The organism is Nitratireductor aquibiodomus NL21 = JCM 21793 (assembly GCF_000615975.1).
In the GTDB taxonomy this organism is placed as follows: domain Bacteria; phylum Pseudomonadota; class Alphaproteobacteria; order Rhizobiales; family Rhizobiaceae; genus Nitratireductor; species Nitratireductor aquibiodomus.
The window spans coordinates 1-20,911 of record NZ_BAMP01000001.1 but is presented as its reverse complement, the minus strand read 5'-3'; the positions used below and the strand labels follow the sequence as shown (position 1 = coordinate 20,911).

General features: G+C 61.3%; 17 protein-coding genes and 4 pseudogenes. 7 read left to right on the top strand and 14 right to left on the bottom strand.

Annotated features, from left to right (window positions below; genetic code table 11):
• Positions 1–45: 45 nt before the first annotated feature.
• Positions 46–327 carry an SCP2 sterol-binding domain-containing protein gene (locus JCM21793_RS00100; RefSeq protein WP_007008599.1) on the top strand — a complete coding sequence of 94 codons (282 nt, stop codon included), beginning with the start codon at positions 46–48 and terminating at the stop codon, positions 325–327.
• Positions 328–415: 88 nt separating this feature from the next.
• Here the strand turns inward: JCM21793_RS00100 and JCM21793_RS00095 are convergent, their stop codons facing one another.
• Positions 416–979, bottom strand: a complete 564-nt coding sequence (locus tag JCM21793_RS00095) for a GNAT family N-acetyltransferase (RefSeq protein WP_025029077.1) — start codon at positions 977–979, stop codon at positions 416–418.
• 65 nt (positions 980–1,044) lie between these two features.
• Positions 1,045–2,177, bottom strand: a pseudogene (odc2, locus tag JCM21793_RS23275) (ornithine/lysine decarboxylase).
• A 547-nt stretch (positions 2,178–2,724) separates the two neighbouring features.
• Between odc2 and JCM21793_RS00085 the strand changes: the two are divergent.
• The 4 genes and pseudogenes from JCM21793_RS00085 to JCM21793_RS00070 all read left to right on the top strand — a co-directional run bounded on the left by JCM21793_RS00085 (position 2,725) and on the right by JCM21793_RS00070 (position 6,652).
• On the top strand, positions 2,725–3,912 hold the full coding sequence (locus JCM21793_RS00085) for an amidase (RefSeq protein ID WP_025029076.1): 1,188 nt from the start codon (positions 2,725–2,727) through the stop codon (positions 3,910–3,912).
• Positions 3,913–3,923: 11 nt separating this feature from the next.
• A pseudogene (locus JCM21793_RS23270) lies at positions 3,924–4,824 on the top strand (LysR family transcriptional regulator).
• Between the two features lie 70 nt (positions 4,825–4,894).
• Complete coding sequence (locus JCM21793_RS00075) at positions 4,895–5,560, top strand: DUF1007 family protein (protein WP_025029075.1); 666 nt, start codon at positions 4,895–4,897, stop codon at positions 5,558–5,560.
• Positions 5,561–5,563: 3 nt separating this feature from the next.
• A complete protein-coding gene (locus tag JCM21793_RS00070; RefSeq protein WP_025029074.1) occupies positions 5,564–6,652 on the top strand; it encodes a nickel/cobalt transporter in 1,089 nt (362 codons plus the stop codon).
• On the opposite strand, the gene JCM21793_RS23265 is transcribed toward JCM21793_RS00070, so the two are convergent.
• The 12 genes and pseudogenes from JCM21793_RS23265 to JCM21793_RS00015 form a co-directional block, all read right to left on the bottom strand.
• Positions 6,621–6,869, bottom strand: coding sequence for a hypothetical protein (locus JCM21793_RS23265; RefSeq protein WP_025029073.1), 249 nt, complete (start codon positions 6,867–6,869; stop codon positions 6,621–6,623). The genes JCM21793_RS00070 and JCM21793_RS23265 overlap by 32 nt on opposite strands.
• Before the next feature lie 34 nt (positions 6,870–6,903).
• A complete protein-coding gene (locus tag JCM21793_RS00060) occupies positions 6,904–7,578 on the bottom strand; it encodes a GNAT family N-acetyltransferase (RefSeq protein WP_025029072.1) in 675 nt (224 codons plus the stop codon).
• 246 nt (positions 7,579–7,824) lie between these two features.
• A complete protein-coding gene (locus JCM21793_RS00055) occupies positions 7,825–9,441 on the bottom strand; it encodes a TRAP transporter large permease (protein WP_007008591.1) in 1,617 nt (538 codons plus the stop codon).
• Between the two features lie 5 nt (positions 9,442–9,446).
• Positions 9,447–10,142: a TRAP transporter small permease gene (locus JCM21793_RS00050; RefSeq protein WP_007008590.1), complete on the bottom strand. Its 696-nt coding sequence runs from the start codon at positions 10,140–10,142 to the stop codon at positions 9,447–9,449.
• Between the two features lie 103 nt (positions 10,143–10,245).
• A complete protein-coding gene (locus JCM21793_RS00045; RefSeq protein ID WP_007008589.1) occupies positions 10,246–11,241 on the bottom strand; it encodes a DctP family TRAP transporter solute-binding subunit in 996 nt (331 codons plus the stop codon).
• Between the two features lie 191 nt (positions 11,242–11,432).
• Complete coding sequence (locus JCM21793_RS00040) at positions 11,433–12,686, bottom strand: phenylacetate--CoA ligase family protein (protein ID WP_025029071.1); 1,254 nt, start codon at positions 12,684–12,686, stop codon at positions 11,433–11,435.
• A gap of 149 nt (positions 12,687–12,835) precedes the next feature.
• The gene (locus tag JCM21793_RS00035; RefSeq protein WP_025029070.1) at positions 12,836–13,219 is read right to left on the bottom strand and encodes an Omp10 family outer membrane lipoprotein; all 384 of its coding nucleotides are present in this window, start codon (positions 13,217–13,219) and stop codon (positions 12,836–12,838) included.
• Between the two features lie 142 nt (positions 13,220–13,361).
• Positions 13,362–14,807: a homospermidine synthase gene (locus tag JCM21793_RS00030; protein WP_025029069.1), complete on the bottom strand. Its 1,446-nt coding sequence runs from the start codon at positions 14,805–14,807 to the stop codon at positions 13,362–13,364.
• A 94-nt stretch (positions 14,808–14,901) separates the two neighbouring features.
• On the bottom strand, positions 14,902–15,186 hold the full coding sequence (locus JCM21793_RS00025) for a YciI family protein (RefSeq protein ID WP_025029068.1): 285 nt from the start codon (positions 15,184–15,186) through the stop codon (positions 14,902–14,904).
• 13 nt (positions 15,187–15,199) lie between these two features.
• Positions 15,200–15,982: pseudogene (locus tag JCM21793_RS23260) on the bottom strand (aminodeoxychorismate synthase component I); the annotation flags it as partial.
• Positions 15,983–16,050: 68 nt separating this feature from the next.
• Positions 16,051–16,194 (bottom strand): annotated as a pseudogene (locus JCM21793_RS31360) (aminodeoxychorismate synthase component I); the annotation flags it as partial.
• 154 nt (positions 16,195–16,348) lie between these two features.
• Complete coding sequence (locus tag JCM21793_RS00015; RefSeq protein WP_007008583.1) at positions 16,349–18,208, bottom strand: M3 family oligoendopeptidase; 1,860 nt, start codon at positions 18,206–18,208, stop codon at positions 16,349–16,351.
• A gap of 154 nt (positions 18,209–18,362) precedes the next feature.
• On the opposite strand from JCM21793_RS00015, the gene JCM21793_RS00010 reads away from it, so the two are divergent.
• Both JCM21793_RS00010 and mepK read left to right on the top strand, forming a co-directional pair.
• A complete protein-coding gene (locus JCM21793_RS00010; protein WP_025029067.1) occupies positions 18,363–19,871 on the top strand; it encodes a sigma-54-dependent transcriptional regulator in 1,509 nt (502 codons plus the stop codon).
• Between the two features lie 280 nt (positions 19,872–20,151).
• A partial coding sequence (gene mepK / locus JCM21793_RS00005) for a peptidoglycan L,D-endopeptidase MepK (protein ID WP_025029066.1) occupies positions 20,152–20,911 on the top strand: 760 nt, incomplete at its 3' end.

Sequence of the window (20,911 nt, the reverse complement as noted above, 5' to 3'; positions counted from 1 at the left end):
ATTGCACGACAACACAACGCAGATGCGTTTACAGGGAGAATATGCATGGGGATGGACGCAATCGCCGAGAAAGTGAAGGCACGCGTGGCAGACTCGGGTTTCGGCCGGTCAGTGAAATTCGACTGCGGCAATGACGGCGTCGTCGTCATCGACGGAAACACGGTTTCCACTGAAGACAGTGACGCCGATTGCGTTATCAGCCTGTCGAAGGACGATCTTGAAGCGATGATCGCAGGCGATCTCGACCCAACCGCTGCCTTCATGCAGGGCAAGCTCAAGGTCGACGGCGATATGTCGGTCGCCATGCAGCTCAGTCAGGTTCTGTAACCGGCGCTTGACAAACGGGGCGTTCATACCCCCCCGGGACAGGCATATACGGGCGGATCGCGATACGAGAGCGGTCCGCCCTTTCGTTTTACGCAACCAGATTCCGGGTGATCCCGGTGCGACCGCTGGCACAGAGCGTTCCGGATGCGTTTGCGAGCGCACCGGGCCGGAGTTCGAGCGCCAGAAACCGATCCGTCTCATAGGGCCCGGGCATGGCAAGCGCACCCGTCAGCTCCGATGAGAAGCCAAACCGCTCATAGTAAGCAGCATCGCCAACCAGCAGGATCGCTGTGTGCTCCAGTCGACGCGCCTCGGCGATTGCATGGCGCATCAGCGCAGCCCCGACGCCACGTCCCGAAAGCGCAGCCTCCACCGCAAGCGGCCCGAGAAGGAGCGCGTTTGCCCCCTCTGCGCCCAGGCGCACGTTCCAAAGCCGGACAGAGCCGATCAGATATCCTGCCTCGTCACGCGCCACGAAAGCCAGCCCTTCGGCCGGCAAACGGCCACGGCGCAGCTTCTCCGATGATTTCAGCCTGCGCTTCGGTCCCATGACACGGTCGAGCAGAGCCTCGCGCTCAGCCAAGTCCCGCGCGGTTTCACAAAGAATAGAAAAGGCGTGCGCTGGTGCGCCACCGACAACAGCCTGGTTCATGGCCTCGATCCCGAAATCCGAGAAATCCGGCCCGCGCAGGTTTGCGCGGGCAACCCGTTTCACTGTCAGATCACATAGGATCGAAGCGGCTCAAATCCGTTGAAGGCCACCGATGCGTAGGTCGTGGTGTAGGCGCCCGTACCTTCGATCAGCACTTCATCGCCAATGGTCAGCGACAGCGGCAGCGGATAGGGCGTCTTCTCATACATCACGTCAGCGGAATCGCAGGTCGGACCGGCCAGCACGCACGGTGCCGTTTCGCTGCCATCGTGACGCGTCACAAGCGGGTAGCGGATCGCCTCGTCCATGGTCTCGGCCAGACCGCCGAACTTGCCGATGTCGAGATAAACCCAGCGCACATTATCGTTGTCGGCCTTCTTGGAGATCAGGACGACTTCCGACTTGATCACGCCGGCATTGCCTACCATGCCGCGGCCCGGCTCAATGATGGTCTCGGGAATTCGGTTGCCAAAATGCTTGCGCAGCGCCGAGAAGATCGCCTGACCGTATGCCTGGGCAGCCGGAACGTCACGAAGATACCGCGTCGGGAAGCCGCCGCCCATGTTGACCATGCGCAGCACGATGCCCTCATCCGCCAGCGCACCGAAGACACCACGGGCATCCGCCAGCGCACGGTCCCATGCATCAAGGTCGGTCTGTTGCGAGCCGACATGGAAGGAAACGCCATAAGGATCGAGCCGAGCGTTCGGGCATGGCGCAGAACATCGACCGCCATGGCCGGAACACAGCCGAATTTGCGTGAGAGCGGCCATTCAGCCCCGGCACCATCCGTCAGGACGCGGCAGAACACGCGTGAACCGGGGGCAACACGTGCGATCTTCTCCACCTCTTCCTCGCAGTCGACGGCAAACAGGCGAATGCCAAGCTCGTAGGCACGCGCGATGTCGCGCTCCTTCTTGATCGTATTCCCGTAGGAGATGCGATCTGCGGTCGCGCCCGCATTCAGCGCCATCTCGATTTCCGCCACGGAAGCGGTGTCGAAGCTGGAGCCGAGCTGAGCGAGAAGGCGCAGGATTTCCGGCGCAGGATTGGCCTTCACAGCGTAGTAGATCCGGGAATCGGGCAGTGCCTTTTCGAAGGCGCAGTAATTGTCACGCACAACATCGAGGTCGACGACGAGGCAGGGGCCGTCGGGACGTCGGGTGGCGAGGAAGTCGAGAATGCGCTGGGTGGCCATGTGTCTCTCCAATCGCGGCATCCGGGCCGCGTTACCGAAGCTTCGAAACTGCGAAAGCGAACCTCGCTTCCGCGGTGGACAAAGGGCGCGGCATGCGCACACGGGAGCCGGCAGGTGGAGAGCACCGGAACCAGTTCATGCGACAACGCGCTACGATGCATTCCCGCCACGCGGCGAAGATGCGCTTTGTCTGCCTCAGCTTTGGATGGGAGACCCCAACCGCACTGCCGGCAATGAAGGTGTGCCTCTTCAGTAACCCCGGCTTTTGGACAGCCGGCAGACACCAGAAAGGCCCGCACCGTCGTTGCTTCAAGATGTCCTCGGTTTGATGGTTGGCCATCAGACCGACTGGAGCGGTTAGGTCCAGGTACCGTACCGGTTTCCTCGCCATATTCGAGGTCCGGCGGACACCCACAGGCACGTGCGACTTTGGGCAGCGCGGATATAGTCGCAACGACTGTCACAATCAATGAAAAATTTTATGCGCTTGAAAAAAAGAGCGCGAATGCCGACCTTTGTCGCTCTGGGATCGACGAGGAAAACGAAGATGATGAAGATGCGCGATACGCTGAACGCTTTCCTCGACTATCCAGACGCTCCTCCCCCGACCTCGGGCGAGGGTCCGCTGGCAGGCCTGACGCTTGGCGTGAAGGACATTTTCGACGTTGCCGGCTATCCGACCGGTGGCGGCAATCCACGTCGGGCCGAAATCCATTCCTGCGCCCCGGGCACCACACCGCCGATCCAGAGTCTGCTCGACGCGGGCGCGCGGTTCATCGGCAAGACCCAGACAGACGAACTGACCTTCTCCATGATCGGGCAGAACGCCCATTACCCGGCTCCGGTCAATCGCGCCGCGCCCCAGCGTTTCACCGGCGGTTCGTCTTCCGGTTCGGCGGCTGCCGTCGCCGGTGGACTGGCCGACATTGCAGCAGGCTCCGACACCAATGGTTCGATCCGTGCGCCAGCCTCCTATTGCGGCCTGATCGGCCTCCGCACCACCCATGGGCGCATCCCGCTCGACGGCGCCATGCCGCTTGCCCCCTCTTTCGACACGTTCGGCTGGTTCGCACGCGACGCCGCAACTTATGCCCGTGTCGGCGAAGTGCTGCTTGGCGACGACCCGTATGACGATGACCTCGCACGCCCCGTCCGGATCCCGGAATTCGAAGCGCTCCTCTTCGGAGAGAAGGAGCGCGCCGTCTACGGCACAATGCTTTCAACCGTCGTCCATCATTTCGACCGGGAGGCCGCCTTCCTCGCGCTACCTGGTTCCCCGGAACAGCTTTTTGAATGCTTCCGCATCATCCAGACTTTTGAGGCCTGGGAGGTGCATGGCGATTTTATCCGCAGTGCAAAACCGGAACTTGGCCCCGGTGTCAGGGAGCGCTTTGAGTTTGGAAGCCGCATCAGCGCTGCAACCGTTGCCGGGGCCCGCGCGGAACGCCGGCGCTTTCAGCAGGATTTCGCCGCGCTCTTCGACCACGACATGGTGCTGGTCATGCCGACCCAGCCAACCGCTGCGCCACTGAAAAGCGCAACCCAGGAAGAGCTCGACCGCTACCGAGGCCTTGCACTCAAACTCACCGCCATCGCCGGCCTGCTTGGCTGGCCGGAGATCACAATCCCCCTCGGCCAGGTGCATGGTGCCCCCTTCGGCATCTCGCTTCTCGGACCCGCCGGCAGCGACCGGCAGCTCATCCGCCTTGCCGCCGATATCCTCTCCGGAAGCTGAAGGAAACTCCCTTGGATACACTCAGCCGTATGCGCGCATTCGTCGATGTTGTCGAAGCGGAGGCTTTTCCGCCGCCGCCCGCAAAGTGGGAAAGTCGAAAGCGCTTCTGTCGAAATATGTCCGCGAACTGGAAGATGAACTCGGCGCGCTCCTGCTCAACCGCACCACGCGGCAATTGTCCCTGACGGAGGCCGGCCACACCTATTTCGCCCGCGCCGTCGAGCTCCTGCGCGACGTCGAGGACCTCGCCGAAGCGGTGCGCGATTCCTCCGGAGACGTGCGCGGCAGGATCAAGCTTTCCGCACCCCGCACATTCGCGGACGCGCCAATCGGCCAGTCCCTGATCGATTTTGCCGGGGCACACCCCGATGTCACGCTCGAGATCAATCTCGACGACCGTTTCGTGGATCTCGTCGAGGAAGGGTTCGATCTTGCTATTCGCATCACCAAGCTGGCCGACTCTTCGCTCATCGCCAAACGTCTGGCCCCCTTCCGCGTGGCGCTTTGCGCCTCACCCGATCTGATCTCCCTTCACGGAGAGCCCAGAAGCCCACAGGATCTCACCCACCTACCTGCATCGTCGACACAAACAGCCGTTACCGCCAGAACTGGCCATTCAGGCTGGATGACGGAACCACCGTCAATGTCCCCGTGACCGGGCGCCTGGAGGTCAACAGCCCCATGGCAGCCCGCGCTGCGGCGCTATCGGGCCTTGGCTTTGCGATCCTGCCCGACTTCATCGCGGACCCCGAAATCAGCGCCGGCCGTCTCGTGTCTCTGCTTGAGGAAAACAGTTTCGATGGCGCCGGGATTTACGCCATCTACCCACACCGCCGATACCTGCCTGCAAAGGTCCGCGCCCTGGTGGACTATCTCGCGCAATGGCTGAAAGAAAATTACCCAATCAAGTAACATATCGTCCAATTTCCGCCCGGTTCGTGTAGAAAACAGCACAAGCCAGATGGGAGCGGGACGATTGTACATGGCGATTCGGACAAATTTCATGCTCAGAGCCGGGATATCCCTTCTCGCTCTGACTTTTGCGGCGCCTGCCTTCGCCCACCCCCACGTCTTCGCCGAAGCCAGGCTTGACGTGAACACGGATGGCAATGGAAACGTTGCCTCCCTGCACCATGTCTGGCGCTTCGACGACCTGTTTTCCAGCACGGTTCTTGTCGAATTCGACAAGAACCAGGACCTCGCGCTCGACCAGGCAGAGCTGGACGAGGTGGCGAGCGTGGTTCACGGGTCGCTTGCAGACTTCAATTACTTCCAGCTTGTCACCCGGGACGGCAAGGATGTGCCCATGCAGGCACCCGAGCGGCTCATTGCCGATTTTGTCGACAATCAGCTCATCATCCTGTTCGAATCGAAGCCCGAAACGCCTCTCCCCCTTACAGGCAAGATCGCCTTCGGCGTCTACGACCCCACATTCTACACAGCCATCGACTTTATCGAAGACAGCTACATGACCGTCAACAGTCTCCCGGCAGGCTGCACCAGCAGCGTTGTCCGTCCGGACCCCGATGAAGCGATCGCCCAGAACCAGCAGACCCTGACGGACGCCTTCTTCGACGATCCGACCGGCAATGACATGAGTAAGATTTTTGCGACCCGCCTGGAGTTAACCTGCAGCAAGGATAGCTGACCCATGCTCCCATCCCGCCGTGTCGTCATTGCCGCTGCAGCAATCACTCTTATCGCCGCGGGCGCGGCGATGGCGCAAAGCTCGCTCGGCATCGGCGCTGCCGAACCGGCTATCACCCCGGCCGGCCCTTTTGCCGGCACCCTGCAATGGATCAACACCCAGCAACAGGCCTTCTACCGTACGCTGACCGGTGCACTGAAGGCGATGCGCGAGGATGGCAGCAGGCTCTGGGTCCTGATCGGTCTTTCCTTCGCCTATGGCGTTTTCCACGCAGCCGGGCCGGGACACGGCAAGGCAGTCATCTCTTCCTACATGCTGGCAAACGAGGTGGCGCTGCGCCGCGGCGTCATCCTTTCCTTCGCTTCCGCTCTTCTCCAGGGGCTGACCGCCATCGTCCTGATGAGTGTCGTGTTCCTTGCGCTGCGTGGCACCTCGATCTCCATGACCGACGCCGCCTGGTTTCTGGAAACCGTCAGCTTCGGCCTGATCGCGGCTTTCGGCGCCTGGCTCCTGTGGCGCAAAACCTCGGGCCTGATGCGCACCAGCGCGCCCGCTCCGCAGCCCATGCACAGCCTTTCGGCAGCGCATGTCCATGAGCACACACACCATCACGACCATCACCATCCGGATGAACACGCGTGTGGACATGACCATCACCACGGGCACGGGCACGGGCACCGGCACGAACATTCGCATGATCACGGTCCCGGCGAGGTCTGCCCCAGCTGCGGTCACGCACATGCGCCAGATCCCGCCATGCTGACGGGTGAGCGTTTTGACTGGAAAACCGCAGGCTCTGCCATCGCCGCCGTGGGCATACGTCCCTGCTCCGGCGCACTGATCGTGCTCACCTTCGCGTTTCTCAACAGCCTCTGGCTTGGCGGCATTCTGTCGGTGGTCGCCATGTCGATTGGAACGGCAATCACCGTTTCGGTTCTGGCAACACTTGCGGTGACGGCAAAGAACTGGGCGGTGGCGCTGTCAGGCGGCAATCGTGCGAGCAACCGCATTCACAACGCGATAGAGATCGGCGGCGCTGCCCTTGTCATGGTTCTGGGCCTCACCCTCCTTGCCGCAAGCCTTGCGGCGTGACACTGGAAGGGCGTGTCAGTTGTTGCGCTTCCGCTGAGCGCGGGCGCAACCAGAAAACCATGAAGAACGCCAGCACGAACAGCACCGCGACCCCGCCCGCGATCCAGGGCGAATAAGCGCCGATTGCCAGCATGATGCGTGGCATCAGATAGGCCACAAGACCAAAGCCGATGAGGATGAGCGCGGCTGCGATCGCCGCATTGCGATTTTCCGACAAGTGATCCTGCCTGTCCGTTCGCCGCACTTCAGGGTTACACCCTGAAAGCTTCCAGCCGTTTCTTTTGACGGCCCTCCTTATCGAAATTGGCCGGATCAAGCCATGCGTCAAATGCACTTTTTACCGCAGGCCATTCGCTGTCGAGTATCGAGAACCAGGCAGTGTCACGGCTCTCCCCCTTCACCACCATGTGCTGGCGAAAAACACCTTCATACGTGAAGCCGAAACGCTCGGCTGCCCGGCGTGATGGCAGGTTGGCATTGTTGCACTTCCACTCGAAGCGCCGATAACCCAGATCATCGAAGATGTGGCGTGCGAAGAGATAGAGCGCCTCGGTTGCCCGTACGGTGCGCGAAATCCCCGGCCCCCAATAGATGCTCCCCGCCTCGATAACACCATTTGCGGGGTCGATGCGCATCAGCGCCTGCCGGCCGCCGACCTGTCCCGTCTCCCTGTCGATCACGGCATAGAAGAACGGGTCCGCGCTGGTGGCCGCCTTCTCGAGCCACGCTGTGAATGCCTGCCTGCTTTCCGGCGGATATTCGGCCAGCCAGCGAAACCGCTCTCCCGCGTCGACAACGCTGGAAACGGCATAAAGACCATCGCCGTGGCGCGCAGGATCGAGTGGCTCAAGCCGGACCGTGCGCCCCTCCAGAGCCTGGCGCGCCGGGCGCGGTCGGGCTGTCCAGTTTTTAAGGTCGGTCTGCATAGGGGTGTTCTCCAGCCTTGTCTACCGCTCTGCAAAGCACGGCCGCACATGCCCGAAAAGGCCCAGCACCGCATGCAGACCTGCGCCAGAGAAATGATTGGAGAAGGGTGGCAGAAACGGACGGGGCGGCCACTGGTCGGCCGCCCCGTTTCGAACCGTGCTTGGGAGGAGGAAAGCCGATCCGACAATCGGAAGCCTAACCATCAAATCGTTAACGTTTACTTAACGAAAAGCCTCAAAAAGCATCTATCTCGTCACGATCTCAGGCCCCATAAGGCTGTATGGCAGCCATGTTGACATAATCGGCATATAGGTAACCAGTATCAGGAAGATAAACAGAACCAGTACGAAGGGCGCCGCCGCGCGCACCACCTGGATCAGGCTCATGCCGGTTATGCCGCTCGTCACGAACAGATTGAGCCCGATCGGCGGCGTGATCATGCCGATTTCCATGTTCACCACCATGATGATGCCAAGATGGACCGGGTCGACACCCAGTTCCATGGCGATGGGAAACACCACCGGCGCAACGATCAGAAGCAGGCCCGAGGGTTCCATGAACTGCCCGCCCAAGAGCAGAAGCAGGTTCACGGCAATCAGGAAGGTAAACCAGGTGAACCCCGCATCGACCATCAGACCGGTGATCGCCTGGGGAATGCGCTCGGCCGTGAGCACATGCGCGAAAAGCAGCGCGTTGACGATGATGAACATCAGCATCACCGTGGTGCGTGCGGCATCCACGGTCACCTTGCGCGTCTCTTCATTGAAGAAGGCGCGCAGGAAATTTCGGCCCATCAGGCTCAGATTGCGCCGCCAGATCGGCAGGCTTGCAGCGAGCAGCCCCGGCAGCGCCGCCACCCCGCCCCCGCCGCGCCACAGCGCGTAAGCCACCATGGCAACCAGAGACAGGACGAGCCCCGTAAGCGTGCGCCCCTCAAAGGTGACCCCTTCCCAGTCGGCGGTCAGAAAGAAGCTGAGGATCATCCAGACAAAGAAAAACGCGAGTGCATAGACAGTGGCGGAAAACCCCACCCGCGCGCGCCTGCCGTCGTCCTCCTTCACCCACCGCTCATCCTTCATCGGCCCCATGTCGCGGTAGACGAACAGCGCCACCGCGAAGGAATAGACAGCGGCAACAGCCGCCGCCTCCGTGGGCGTGAACACCCCGCCATAGATCCCGCCAAGAATGATGATGATCAGAAATAGCCCCCAGCCGGCCTCCTTGCCGCCCGCGACGATCTCGTGAAACCCTTTCCACTCTTCCGCCGGCAGGTTGCGCACCCGTGCCATCACATAGATGGCAACCATCAGCATCAGTCCGGCGACGATCCCGGGCACCACACCGGCCAGAAACATGCGCCCGACCGAGACGTCCGTCGCCGCCGAATAGACAACCATCACGATGGATGGCGGTATCAGAATGCCGAGAGTGCCGGCATTGGCGATGATGCCGGCCGCGAATTCCTTGGAGTAGCCCACCTGCCGCATGCCCGCGATGGCGATGGTGCCGATGGCAACCACCGTTGCCGGCGATGAGCCGGAAAGGGCCGCGAACATCATGCAGGCCAGCACAGACGCCATTGCCAGACCGCCGCGAAAATGGCCGACGGAAGCGATGGCGAACCGGATGATGCGCCGCGCCACGCCGCCCGTCGACATGAAGGCCGAAGCCAGAATGAAGAACGGGATCGCCAGAAGCGTGTAGTTCTGCGAGGCAGTGAAAAGCTGCAGCGCGACGGAAGAGATGGAATCGCTGGAGAAGAAGGCGATGATGATGAGCGACGAGAGCCCGAGAGCCACCGCCACCGGCACCCCAAGAAACAGCAGGAGCAGAACAAGGACGAAGAGAATGGCTGGTTCCATCGCCGCTACTCCTTCAGGGCATCTTTGTTTTCAGCGACGAGGTCCTCCGCCTCGTGGCCGGCAATGATCAGGTCGCGCTCACCCCTGGCGATCCCCACCACGCCCTGTAGGGCGCGAAACGCGAGGAGTGCCAGGCCGACGGGCAGCATGAGATAGGCCACCCAGCGCTGCACACGATCCTGCAGACCGAACGCCTCCTGCATCCACAGCGGATACCGCAGATCATCGAGCCCGGTGCCCCGGTCAAACATGAATTTCCAGTAGCCGATGGCGCCGGTCTGGCGCCAGTTGGTGGATACATCGGCGCCCACCAGCGTCATCCAGCCTGCATAGAGAAGAATGAAAGCGTAGAGGAAGACACAGACAGCACCAAAGATCGCCACCGCTTTGAAGAGCCGTGAAGGAAGCAGCCTGATAAAGGCATCGACACCCAGATGAATCCCGTTCTTCACGCCATAGCTCATCCCGAACAGGATCATCCAGGCAAACAGGATGCGCGTAAACTCCAGCGCACCGCCCCAACCGCTGTTGAAACCGTATCGGGCGACAACCTGCGTGAAAGAGACGAACGTGATGGCTGCCAGAAGAATGGCAAGCACGTTTTCTTCAAACCGCCCGACCGCATCGGGAAAACGCCGTTCCAGGAGGAACATGGCGGCCACGATTGCCGCAAGCCCGAGCGCCGGCCATATCAGAACCATGATTTCCCTCCCGAAGATCACCTGCCACAAGACCGCCCGCACGCAGCGGACGGCCCTGCATGACGCGACGAGGGGAGACGCCGCGTCGGGAAAGACTGAAAGCTCAGGAGCCGCTTGCGGCGGCCGAATCAATCAGTTCCTTGCCGATATCACCTTCGAATTTCGCCCAGACGGGCTTCATGGTTTCGACCCAGGTCGCGCGCTGCTCAGCGCTCAGCTCACGGATCGTGCCACCGGCGTCGAGTATGTTCTGTCGGCAGGTTCCTTCCTGGTCGGCAACATTGGCGTTGGCTGTCTCCGTCACCTCCTGGACAATGGAGACGAACTGGTCCCGCACTGCCGGATCAAGACCTTCCAGCCATTCTGTCGAGGTCACGAGAAGATAGGCAAGAAGCTGGTGGTTGGTCTCCGTGATCCCGTCCTGCACCTCAAAGAATTTCTGGGTGTAGATGTTGCACCAGCTGTTTTCCTGGCCATCCACGACACCGGTCTGCAGTGCACCGTAAACTTCCTTGAAAGCAAGTTTCTGCGCAGATGCGCCCATAGCTTCGATCATGGCCACGGCGACGTCAGAGGTCTGCACGCGGAACTTCAGCCCCGCCGCATCCTGCGGCTCCATAAGCGGTTTGCCGGCAGAAAACTGCTTGAGACCCGACGACCAGAAACCAAGGCCGGTATAGCCTTCGTCTTCCATCACTGTCAGCAGGCCCTGACCATCATCCGAGGTGGTGAACTTGTTCACCGCATCAAGTGTGGGAAAGAGGAACGGAAGGTCGAACAGGCGGTATTTGAGCGTATAGGCCTCAAATTTCGCCAGCGAAGGTGCGGCAAGCTGCACGTCGCCCAGAAGCAGGGCCTCCATCACCTTGTCGTCGTCATAAAGCGTCGAGTTCGGAAACACCTCCATACAGGCGGTTCCGTTCATCTCGTCATTCACCCGTTCCGCCAGAAGCGTCGCTGCATCGCCCTTGGGATGGCCTTTTTCGGCAACCACGTGGCTGAACTTGATAACCATTTCTCCATCGTCGCACTGGGCTTGGGCCTGACCTGCAAGCACGGTCAGGGAAAGCGCCGAGACGGCACCGATCAAAAGTCGCATGGGGTCTCCTCCACTCTGCACAGCCCGCATCACGCTGCGGACGAACAATCGCGGCCTGTCACCGCCTGTTTCTTTTCTGGCACGGCGCGGACGATCACCAGCGTCCAGCGACATTGCAACCATATCCTGTGATACGGGTGGCGTGAAATCAAGCGAGACGCGAATTGCGGCCCGCTTTTCTCCCTTATGCTTTAGTCTGAATATTCCCGCTCGTCGGCGATCACCTTGCCATCGCGCGGCAGGCTGCCCGGCTCAGCCAGCACCACGCGCCCGCCGACCCTCGTGACTTCGCGCAGCGTGGTCTCGATCGCGGTCGTGTCCGGAGCGGTGCCGGTGATTGTCTCGACATGCAGGGCCATGGCGTCGCTCGCGCCATCGCGGGTCACCACAAGCCGGGCGCGTTCAATCTCGCCGTGTCTGCGCGTCAACTCCGCGATCTGCTTGGGATCGACAAACATGCCCTTGACCTTGGTTCGCTGGTCGGCACGTCCCATCCAGCCCCTGATACGCATATTGGTACGGCCGCATGGGCTCTTTTCCCGCAGCACTGCGGATAGATCGCCGGTTCCAAGCCGCACCAGCGGATAAGCCGGGTTAAGCGAGGTCACCACAACCTCACCCACCTCTCCCTCCGGCACCGGATCGTCCGTGCCCGGCCGCACGATCTCGACGATCAGGTTTTCGTTGACCACCATGCCCGGCAGCGGTGCACCGTCAGGCCCGGTCGATTCATAAGCGATCACGCCAAACTCGGCGGTGGCGTAACACTGCAGTACATTTATGCCCCGTGCGCGGTATTCCTCACGCAGTGAAGGAAACAGCGCCCCTCCCGAAACCAGACCGATCCGGAATGATGACAGGTCCCTGCCATCACGATCCGCCCGTTCGAGCATGATCTTCAGAAAATCCGGCGTGCCGGCATAGACATCCGGCCGGAAGGCTTCGGCCGCCTCCACCTGCATGTCGGTATTGCCGGTGCCCGCGGGAAACACGCTGCATCCGAGCGCCCGCGCGCCCGTGTCCAGCACGAAACCGCCCGGCGTCATATGATAGGCAAACGCGTTGTGAACGCGCGCACCGGGCCGAACGCCGGCAGCAAAAAAGGCGCGTGCCGCCTGCCAGGGATCGGCGCCCGCCCCCTGAATTTCCCAGATCGGCCCCGGTGACATGAAGACACGCGCTCCCTCGAGCGCGTCTGGATCGACAAAGCCACCGAAAGGCGGCTTCGCCTGCTGTAGTTCCAGGAGCTCCGGTTTGCGCAGGACCGGCAGCCGCGCAAGCGCCGCACGATCAACAATTTTGGACAGATCGTACCCGGAAAGCCAGGCCGCCAGCCCCTCCGCCTTGGCCACGGCGCCGCTCAAAAAATGCGGTAGGACCGAAAACAGGTCACGCTCACGCTCCGCCGGATCACGAATTTCCAGCGCGTCGAAATGCGGTGACATGGCTCCTCCCAAAGGGTTTTGAGCATGTTATCGCAACAATCACACCCAGGGAGCAAGACCGACCAAGGTCATGCATGAGAGAGCCGGCGTTGAAAAACGCAACAGGGGCAGGAAGCTTCCTGTACGACCTGCCATCATCGCGCCATGGATCAGGAGACGCGCGCCGCGCGCGTGAGGACGAAATTGGTGCCGTTTGCCAGCGTACAGTTCATCTGATCGCTGGATGCGAGAAGACATGTCGCGGCCGTCTGCTGCTGGCTCTTGAGCGAATAGAAGGAGAGCTCGATCGTGGTCGCATCGCGATGCGAATAGGAGCCCTCGGTCAGCACTTCGCCGGTCTCCACCGCACGCGAGCTGAAACGACCGCCATGCAGTGTCGACACCGCAACGCCGTCCGTGCCCATCCACTGCCCTTCGACCCCCGTCTGGCGCGCAGCGCGCTGTCCTCCGCCATCGGGCATACCCGTCTGGCAACCAGCCAGCGCTAGCGCCGAGAAAACCGTTGTGAGCGTCAGAATTTTGCCTGTCTTCATGGTTCTGGCCTCCTGTTGCGCCTACGGTACTGCACCGACAGCGCACCGCCTTGGAAACGGCCCGCCCCCATCAGGGCCGGGCAATACCCATTTCAATTGCCCGATTTCGACGTCATTGCAAGCGCAGCGCGCGCATCCCCGCTCAACGCACGAGAATGTTGCGGAACTGCCACGGATCGGATTCGTCTATGTCCTCGGGGAAAAGCCCAGGCCTGCCCTCGAGCGGCGTCCAGTCCGTGTAGTAGCCCTTCACAGGCCCCAGATATGGCAACTGCACCTCAAGACAGCGGCGATAGTCCACCTCATCGGCCTCGACGATACCGGCTTCGGGATTCTCCAGCGCCCACACCATTCCCGCAAGCACGGCGGAGGTCACCTGAAGACCTGTAGCGTTCTGATAAGGCGCCAGTTCGCGCGCCTCTTCCAGCGTGAGCTGCGAACCGAACCAGTAGGCGTTCTTCCGGTGCCCGTAGAGCAGCACGCCGAGTTCATCCATCCCGTCCACCAGCTCGTTCTCGTCAAGAACGTGCTGCTCGGGCTGCGCCTTGCCTTCGGCACCGAACATTTCGTGCAGCGAAAGCACCGCATCGTTGCAGGGATGATAGGCGTAGTGACAGGTCGGCCGGTAGACGACCTTGCCCTTCCCGTCACGTACGGTGAAAAAATCCGCGATGGAGATCGACTCATTGTGGGTAACAAGGAAGCCATATTGCGGCCCCGGCGTCGGGCACCAGCTGCGCACCCGCGTGTTGGCACCCGGCTGCTCCAGAAAGATCGCCGCCTTGTTGCCCTTCTTCTGCTTGCGCGCGTTCCGGGGTTTCCATGTCTCATGTGTGCCCCAGCCGAGTTCGGCCGGCTGTAATCCTTCAGCGATAAAACCTTCCACCGACCAGGTGTTCCAGAACACGTTCATGGGCTTCGGCTTCTTGGTCCGCTGCGTATCGCGTTCGGCAATGTGAATGCCCTTCACACCGCACTTCTTCATCAGCTTGGCCCAGCCTTCGCGGTCCTCGACACCCGGCTCATCGAAGTCGAGCCCCAGGTCGGTCGCCAGGTTCACCAGCGCCTGCTTGACGAACCAGGACACCATGCCGGGGTTGGCGCCGCAGGTGGAAACGGCTGTGGTGCCGCCCGGATTCTTGGCCTTTTCCCGGCGCACCGTCTCGCGCAGCGCATAGTTGGTGCGCGAGGCATTGTCAGCCTTGCCATCGAAATAGAAGCCGAGCCAGGGCTCCACCACCGTGTCGATATAGAGCACGCCAAGCTTGCGGCACAGTTTCATCAGGTCGAGCGAAGACGTGTCGACCGATAGGTTTACGCAGAAGCCCTGCCCCTCGCCATCCGTCAGGAGTGGCTTGAGCAGGTCCTTGTAGTTGTCCTTCGTGACATGCGCCTGCACATAACGGATGCCCCGTTCGTCGAGCAGCTTGCGATCCGCATCGTTCGGATCCACCACAACCATGCGCGATTTGTCGAACCTGAAATGGCGCTCGATCAACGGCAGCGTTCCGCGCCCGATTGAGCCGAAGCCGATCATCACGATCGGGCCGGTGATTTCACCATGGATGGGCCATTTCCTGTCAGCCATTACGCGCCTCTCCAAAACAGAACGATTGAGCCTCCAAAACACAGAAGCGTGTCAGAATAAAGCGCAAATACGGTTCCGGTCCGCAAAGGCCCTGCTATTGCCTAAGTGCGTCAAGCCCTTCCGCCGTGCGTGAAATGGCGCATTCGGTGATCTCGACTTCGGCGATGCCATACACCGCAAAAGGGTCTTCCGACAGACAGGCTTCGAGGGCTTCGCGGTCGCCGCGCGCGAGAATGACACCGCCCGTCCTCGGCACCTTGCGCCCCGAAGCAATGAATGTCCCACTCGCGTAGTATTTCTCGAGCCAGGCCATATGCCCTTCCATATGCGGCTCGACATCCTCGATCGGCACCACATAGCGCAACGAAACGATAAACATCACCGGTCCCTTTTTAGATCATCGCAAAGCGCGCCTTGAGCAGCGCTTCCTCATATTCGCCATCGGCTGTGGAATCGAACACCACGCCACCACCCACATTGTAGATTGCTTCCCCGTCGGCAAAGAGCGAAACCGTACGGATCGCCACGTTAAACCGCATCGTACCGTCGGGCGCCGCCCAGCCGATCGCACCGCAATAGGCTTCGCGGGGGCCGGTCTCCAGTTCCCGCAGGATCTCCATGGCGCGGATTTTCGGCGCCCCCGTCACCGAGCCGCAGGGAAAGAGTGCCGCGAAGATTTCACGCAGACCCGTCGCTGGTCTGATCCTCGCGCGGACCCGGCTCACCATCTGATGAACCGTGGGATAGGTTTCCACATGGAAAAGCTCGGGCACCTCCAGCGTTCCCACCTCGCTGATGCGGGAAATGTCGTTGCGCAGGAGATCGACAATCATGCGGTTTTCCGCCTGGTTCTTCGGATCGTTGCGCAAAAACGCCTTCTGCGCCGCATCCTCTTCGGGCGTCGCACCGCGCGGCACCGTGCCTTTCATCGGCAGGGTCTCGATCCAGCCGTCTCGCGAAACCTGGAAAAACAGTTCCGGCGAACGGGAAACGATCACCGGCCAGCCGAGCTCGACCAGCGCCCCATACCGCACGGGCTGGCGTGCGCCGAGCGCATCGAACAGCCCCGCAGGCTCCCCGTGCCACCTGGCCTGGATGGGGAAGGTCAAATTCGCCTGGTAGCAGTCGCCTGCCCGCAGATGCCCGTGCAGACATTCAAAACGGCGTTCATAGTCGGAGCCGTTCCATGCCGGTTTCGCATCGACGAGCGCAGCATCCGCCACCGCCGGTCTGGAAACCGGGCGATCCTCCGGAGGTCGAAGACGCCGAAGCAAAGGAGTGGGCCACGCCGTCCCCCAGGCAGAAGCGGTCTGAGCTTCGGCTCCAGCAGATAACCGGCCTCATAGGCCATGTATCCGGCAAGCCAGAAACCGTCGCGCCGCGCCCTCTCTGCCCGGTCGAGCATGATCTCGAACGTCTCGGCATCTCTCGCGGTCAGAAGAGCGCGCGGTCGGGAGAAGCAAAGCTCCCGACCGGCCGCGTCGTCGCGGATCAGAACCTGGCCCCGAATATCGACGGGCATCGCGTCTGAGAAACCTGTCCTAGCCGTCGAGCGTTTCAAGCTCGTCTATCAGCCCCTCGATCACCGAAAGCCCCCTGCCCCAGAAATCCGGGTCGCTCGCATCGAGGCCGAAAGGCGCCAGAAGCTCAGAATGATGCTTCGTGCCACCGGCCTCCAGCATGGCGAAATACCGTTCCTGGAACCCCTCCGGAGCCTGCTGGTAAACGGCGAAGAGCGAGTTCACCAGACAGTCGCCGAAGGCATAGGCATAAACATAGAAAGGCGAGTGGATGAAGTGCGGGATATAGGCCCAGAACGTCTCATATCCCTCGCGCAGCTTCACCGACGGACCGAGACACGCCTTCTGCACGTCGAGCCACAATTCGCCGATCTGATCGGAGGTCAGTTCACCATCGCTGCGGCGCTTCGCATGCACCTTGCGCTCGAACTCATAAAAGGCGATCTGGCGCACCACGGTGTTGAGCATGTCCTCCACCTTCTGCGCCAGCATGGCCTTGCGTTCGCGTTTTTCGGTCGTTCGGTCGAGCAGCGAGCGGAAGGTGAGCATTTCGCCGAAAACCGAGGCCGTTTCGGCAAGCGTGAGCGGCGTCGGCGCCATAAGCGCGCCCTGTTTTCCGGCCAGCACCTGGTGAATGCCATGCCCCATCTCATGCGCCAGCGTCATCACGTCACGCGGTTTGCCGAGATAGTTCAGGAGCAGATAGGGATGCGCGGAGGGCACGGTCGGGTGAGCAAACGCCCCCGGCGACTTACCCGGACGCACTGGCGCGTCGATCCAGTTGTGATCGAAGAAGCGGCCCGCGATTTCTGCCATTCGCGGATCAAACGCGGCATAGGCGTCGAGCACCGTATTCTTCGCCTCGTCCCAGCCGATCACCGCCTGCGGTGTCTCCGGCAGCGGCGCGTTGCGGTCCCAGTGGTTCAGCACATCCATGCCCAGCCACCTGGCCTTCATGGCGTAGTAGCGATGCGATAGCCTCGGATAGGCTGTTCGCACGGCTTCCGCCAGTGCATCCACGACCGGCCGTTCCACGCGGTTTGCCAGGTGGCGGGAATCGGCAATGTCCTCGAACCCGCGCCAGCGGTCGGAGATTTCCTTGTCCTTGGCCAGTGTGTTGGTAATCAGCGTGAATGTGCGCAGGTTCTTCGAGAAAGTATCGGCCAGCGCCTGCGCCGCCCGGTGGCGCTTCTCACCATCCGCATCCTGCAACAGGTTGAGCGTCTGCTCCAGCGCCAGTTCCTCTCCGTCCACCGTGAAGCGCAGACTGGTCATGGTCTCGTCGAACAGGCGGTTCCAGGCGCCACGCCCGGTCACCGACTTTTCGTGGAAAAGCTGCTCGACCCGGTCTTCGAGTTCGTAGGGTTTGTCGCGGCGGATATCGAGCACCCAGGGCCTGTAGTGCGCAAGCCTTGGATCGGCTTCCAGCGCTGCGTCGAGCACTGCGTCTTCGATCTTGTTCAGCTCCAGCGTGAAGAAGATGAGATGTGCGCTTGCATCCGTGAGTTTCTCCTGCACGTCGCCATAAAGCTTGGCACGCTTCGGATCTGACGTATCGCCCGCATAAAGAAGCCCCGCATAGGAGACGATGCGGCCCATCAGTTCCTCAATGCCTTCATAGGCTTCAACCGCTTCGCCCAGCCTGCCTTCCGGCCCCCTGGCAGCCTCGTCCGCAAGCTTGCCCTTCCAGGCGGTTTCGAAACCGGCCGCTTCCGCGGCGGCACGATCGAGATCGCGCTTCAGTTCGGGTGACTCGATTGCCGGATACAGATCGGCGAGATTCCACTCCGGCAGATTGCCGAGTTCCGAAAACGCGTTTTCAGCCGCTAGCGCCGCATCCGTTGCCGCAGGGCGACGGGCCCTGTCAGTGTTGTTGGCCATGTAATCCTCGTTGCCGAAATCGCTGTCCGTCCACGGTGCCGAAAGGTTTCGTTCACCGGGATTCTTGAACCTTGTTTAGAAGCCTATGCCATTTTGATCCAGCCCGCGCCGGAAAACTGCGCGCGATATCGTAACGCCATTGCATAATTGCGACATGTCCGAAGCCGTTCTCATAGTCGACGATGACCCGGTCCAGCGCCGCCTTCTTCAGGCTGCAGTGGAGAAACTCGGTCACACGCCGCTTCTTGCAGAGAACGGTCAGGAGGCGCTGGGTGTGCTGGAACGCGCCGAGCAGGCCCCGCGTACCATTGTGCTCGACCTCGTCATGCCGCAGATGAGCGGGCTCGAAATGCTCGAACGCCTTCGCGGTGAGGGCTCGGACATTCCGGTGATCGTGCAGACATCGCGCGGCAGCATCGACACGGCGGTCGAAGCCATGCGCGCCGGCGCCTTCGATTTCATCGTCAAGCCCGTTGCCCCGGCCCGACTTGGTGCAGCCATAAAAAACGCCCTCAGGGTCAGCGCCATGGAGACCCGCCAGCGCCGTGGCGGCAAACCGGCCGAGGCATCCTCTTTCGATGATCTGGTCACCAACAGCCCGTCCATGGCACGGATCATCATGCTGGGCCAGAAGGCAGCCGCCAGTGACATACCCATCCTGATCGAAGGTGAATCCGGTGTCGGCAAGGAGGTTATCGCCCGCGCGATCCAGAGCGAAAGCCGGCGCCGCCGAAAGCCTTTCGTCACCGTCAACTGCGGCGCGATCCCCGATACGCTGGTGGAGAGCATTCTCTTCGGCCACGAAAAAGGGGCCTTCACCGGCGCAACGGAAAAGCGCATCGGCAAATTCGCCGAGGCCGATACGGGAACCCTTTTCCTGGACGAGATCGGCGACCTTCCCCTCGACGTACAGGTCAAGCTCCTGCGTGCCGTACAGCAGGGCGAAGTCGACACGGTCGGCGGGCGCGGGACACAGAAGGTCGACATCCGCCTGATCTCGGCCACCAACCAGAACCTGATTGAGCGCGTCAAAGAAGGCCGGTTTCGTGAAGACCTGTTCTACCGCCTCAATGTCTTCCCGATCATGGTGCCGCCGCTGCGCGACAGAAGGGATGACATTCCTCTTCTGGTGCAGGCATTCATTGCCCGCTTCAGCGACAGCGCTTCAAACCGGATCACCGGCATATCGCGAAGAGCGCTCGCGCTTCTGGAAAGCTACGACTGGCCCGGCAACATTCGGCAACTGGAAAACGCCGTCTTTCGGGCAGTCGTGCTTTGTGAAACGACCGTGCTCGACACAGCCGACTTCCCGCAGATCTTCGCTCAGGTCGAAGGCATTGATCCATACGAGGCCCAGACAGGAACAATACCGACCGAGGATGGCCCTGCGGCAGAGCCCCCGACAGACCGTCGTGACCTTCCCCATCGGGAAGCGCCTCCGGTTCAAGACCTGCCGGGAAGCGTTGCCACACTGGACGAAGACGGGAATGTACGCCCGCTGGAGGACATCGAAAGCGATGTGATCCGGTTTGCCCTCGATCACTACCGTGGCCAGATGAGTGAAATCGCGCGGCGCCTGGGCATTGGACGCTCCACGCTTTATCGAAAACTCAAGGATATGGGCATCGATCCGGCAGAACGCCCGCGCGCGAAAGACGACTGAGGCGCCGGGGACACAGTCCAGACATTAACCCCGCATTTACCCTGCGGCGGCTTGTCACGTTTTGCCACGATATCGCCATCCTCTTCGCGCATTCCTCCTTTAATAAGATCGAATTAACCATTAAATAGAATAATCGGAAGGTGGGAACCACACAGTCCGGGCCTGAGGCTCGGGGGACAAACACCAGCCTGTAAGGCCACGGATCTTGAGACAAAACGACGTTCACGTTCTTGGATGGCGCTTGCCTGCGCTTGTACGCGTGAGGCTCCTCGCCGGTTTGATGCTTGCAGTCGGCGCGCTGGTCGCAGCCGCGCCCGCTGCTCACGCCGAAACACGCACCCTGAAGCTTTACTTCATCCACACGAAGGAACGCGCCGAGATCACCTACAAGCGGAACGGGCGCTACATCCAGAGCGGCCTCAAACAGGTCAACCGCTTCCTGCGTGACTGGCGACAGAACGAACCGACCAATATGGACCCCAAGGTTCTCGACCTGCTTTGGGAGGTCTATCGCGCCACCGGTGCACGCGATTACATCCACGTCGTTTCCGCCTACCGCTCGCCCAAGACCAACGCCATGCTTCGCAGCCGTTCCAACGGTGTCGCAAAGAAGAGCCAGCACATGCTTGGCAAGGCGATCGACTTCTACATTCCAGGCGTCAAGCTTGCCAGCCTGCGCAACGCTGCACTGAAGTACGAAGCCGGCGGCGTCGGTTATTACCCGCGTTCGGGCTCGCCCTTCATTCACATTGATGTCGGCGGTGTGCGCCACTGGCCGCGCATGAGCCGCAAGCAGCTTATGGCCGTGTTCCCCGACGGCAAGACCATGCATGTTCCGACCGATGGCAAACCTCTGCCGGGATACAAGCAGGCGGTTGCCGCCTACGAATCGCGCAAGCGCAACGGCGGCTCCATTCAGGTTGCGCGTGACAATGGCGGCGGCGGCAATGGCCGCGGTCTCCTGGCCGCGCTCTTCGGTGGTGGTGCCGACGAGGAAGAGGATACCGCCGAGACCACGACGGTTGCAGCGCGGCAGCCGG

Coding starts and splice junctions, on each gene's coding strand:
- JCM21793_RS00100 (WP_007008599.1), top strand. CDS start 46: ATGGGGATGGACGCAATCGCCGAGAAAGTGAAGGCACGCGTGGCAGAC.
- JCM21793_RS00095 (WP_025029077.1), bottom strand. CDS start 979: ATGAACCAGGCTGTTGTCGGTGGCGCACCAGCGCACGCCTTTTCTATT.
- JCM21793_RS00085 (WP_025029076.1), top strand. CDS start 2,725: ATGATGAAGATGCGCGATACGCTGAACGCTTTCCTCGACTATCCAGAC.
- JCM21793_RS00075 (WP_025029075.1), top strand. CDS start 4,895: ATGGCGATTCGGACAAATTTCATGCTCAGAGCCGGGATATCCCTTCTC.
- JCM21793_RS00070 (WP_025029074.1), top strand. CDS start 5,564: ATGCTCCCATCCCGCCGTGTCGTCATTGCCGCTGCAGCAATCACTCTT.
- JCM21793_RS00060 (WP_025029072.1), bottom strand. CDS start 7,578: ATGCAGACCGACCTTAAAAACTGGACAGCCCGACCGCGCCCGGCGCGC.
- JCM21793_RS00055 (WP_007008591.1), bottom strand. CDS start 9,441: ATGGAACCAGCCATTCTCTTCGTCCTTGTTCTGCTCCTGCTGTTTCTT.
- JCM21793_RS00050 (WP_007008590.1), bottom strand. CDS start 10,142: ATGGTTCTGATATGGCCGGCGCTCGGGCTTGCGGCAATCGTGGCCGCC.
- JCM21793_RS00045 (WP_007008589.1), bottom strand. CDS start 11,241: ATGCGACTTTTGATCGGTGCCGTCTCGGCGCTTTCCCTGACCGTGCTT.
- JCM21793_RS00040 (WP_025029071.1), bottom strand. CDS start 12,686: ATGTCACCGCATTTCGACGCGCTGGAAATTCGTGATCCGGCGGAGCGT.
- JCM21793_RS00035 (WP_025029070.1), bottom strand. CDS start 13,219: ATGAAGACAGGCAAAATTCTGACGCTCACAACGGTTTTCTCGGCGCTA.
- JCM21793_RS00030 (WP_025029069.1), bottom strand. CDS start 14,807: ATGGCTGACAGGAAATGGCCCATCCATGGTGAAATCACCGGCCCGATC.
- JCM21793_RS00025 (WP_025029068.1), bottom strand. CDS start 15,186: ATGTTTATCGTTTCGTTGCGCTATGTGGTGCCGATCGAGGATGTCGAG.
- JCM21793_RS00015 (WP_007008583.1), bottom strand. CDS start 18,208: ATGGCCAACAACACTGACAGGGCCCGTCGCCCTGCGGCAACGGATGCG.
- JCM21793_RS00010 (WP_025029067.1), top strand. CDS start 18,363: ATGTCCGAAGCCGTTCTCATAGTCGACGATGACCCGGTCCAGCGCCGC.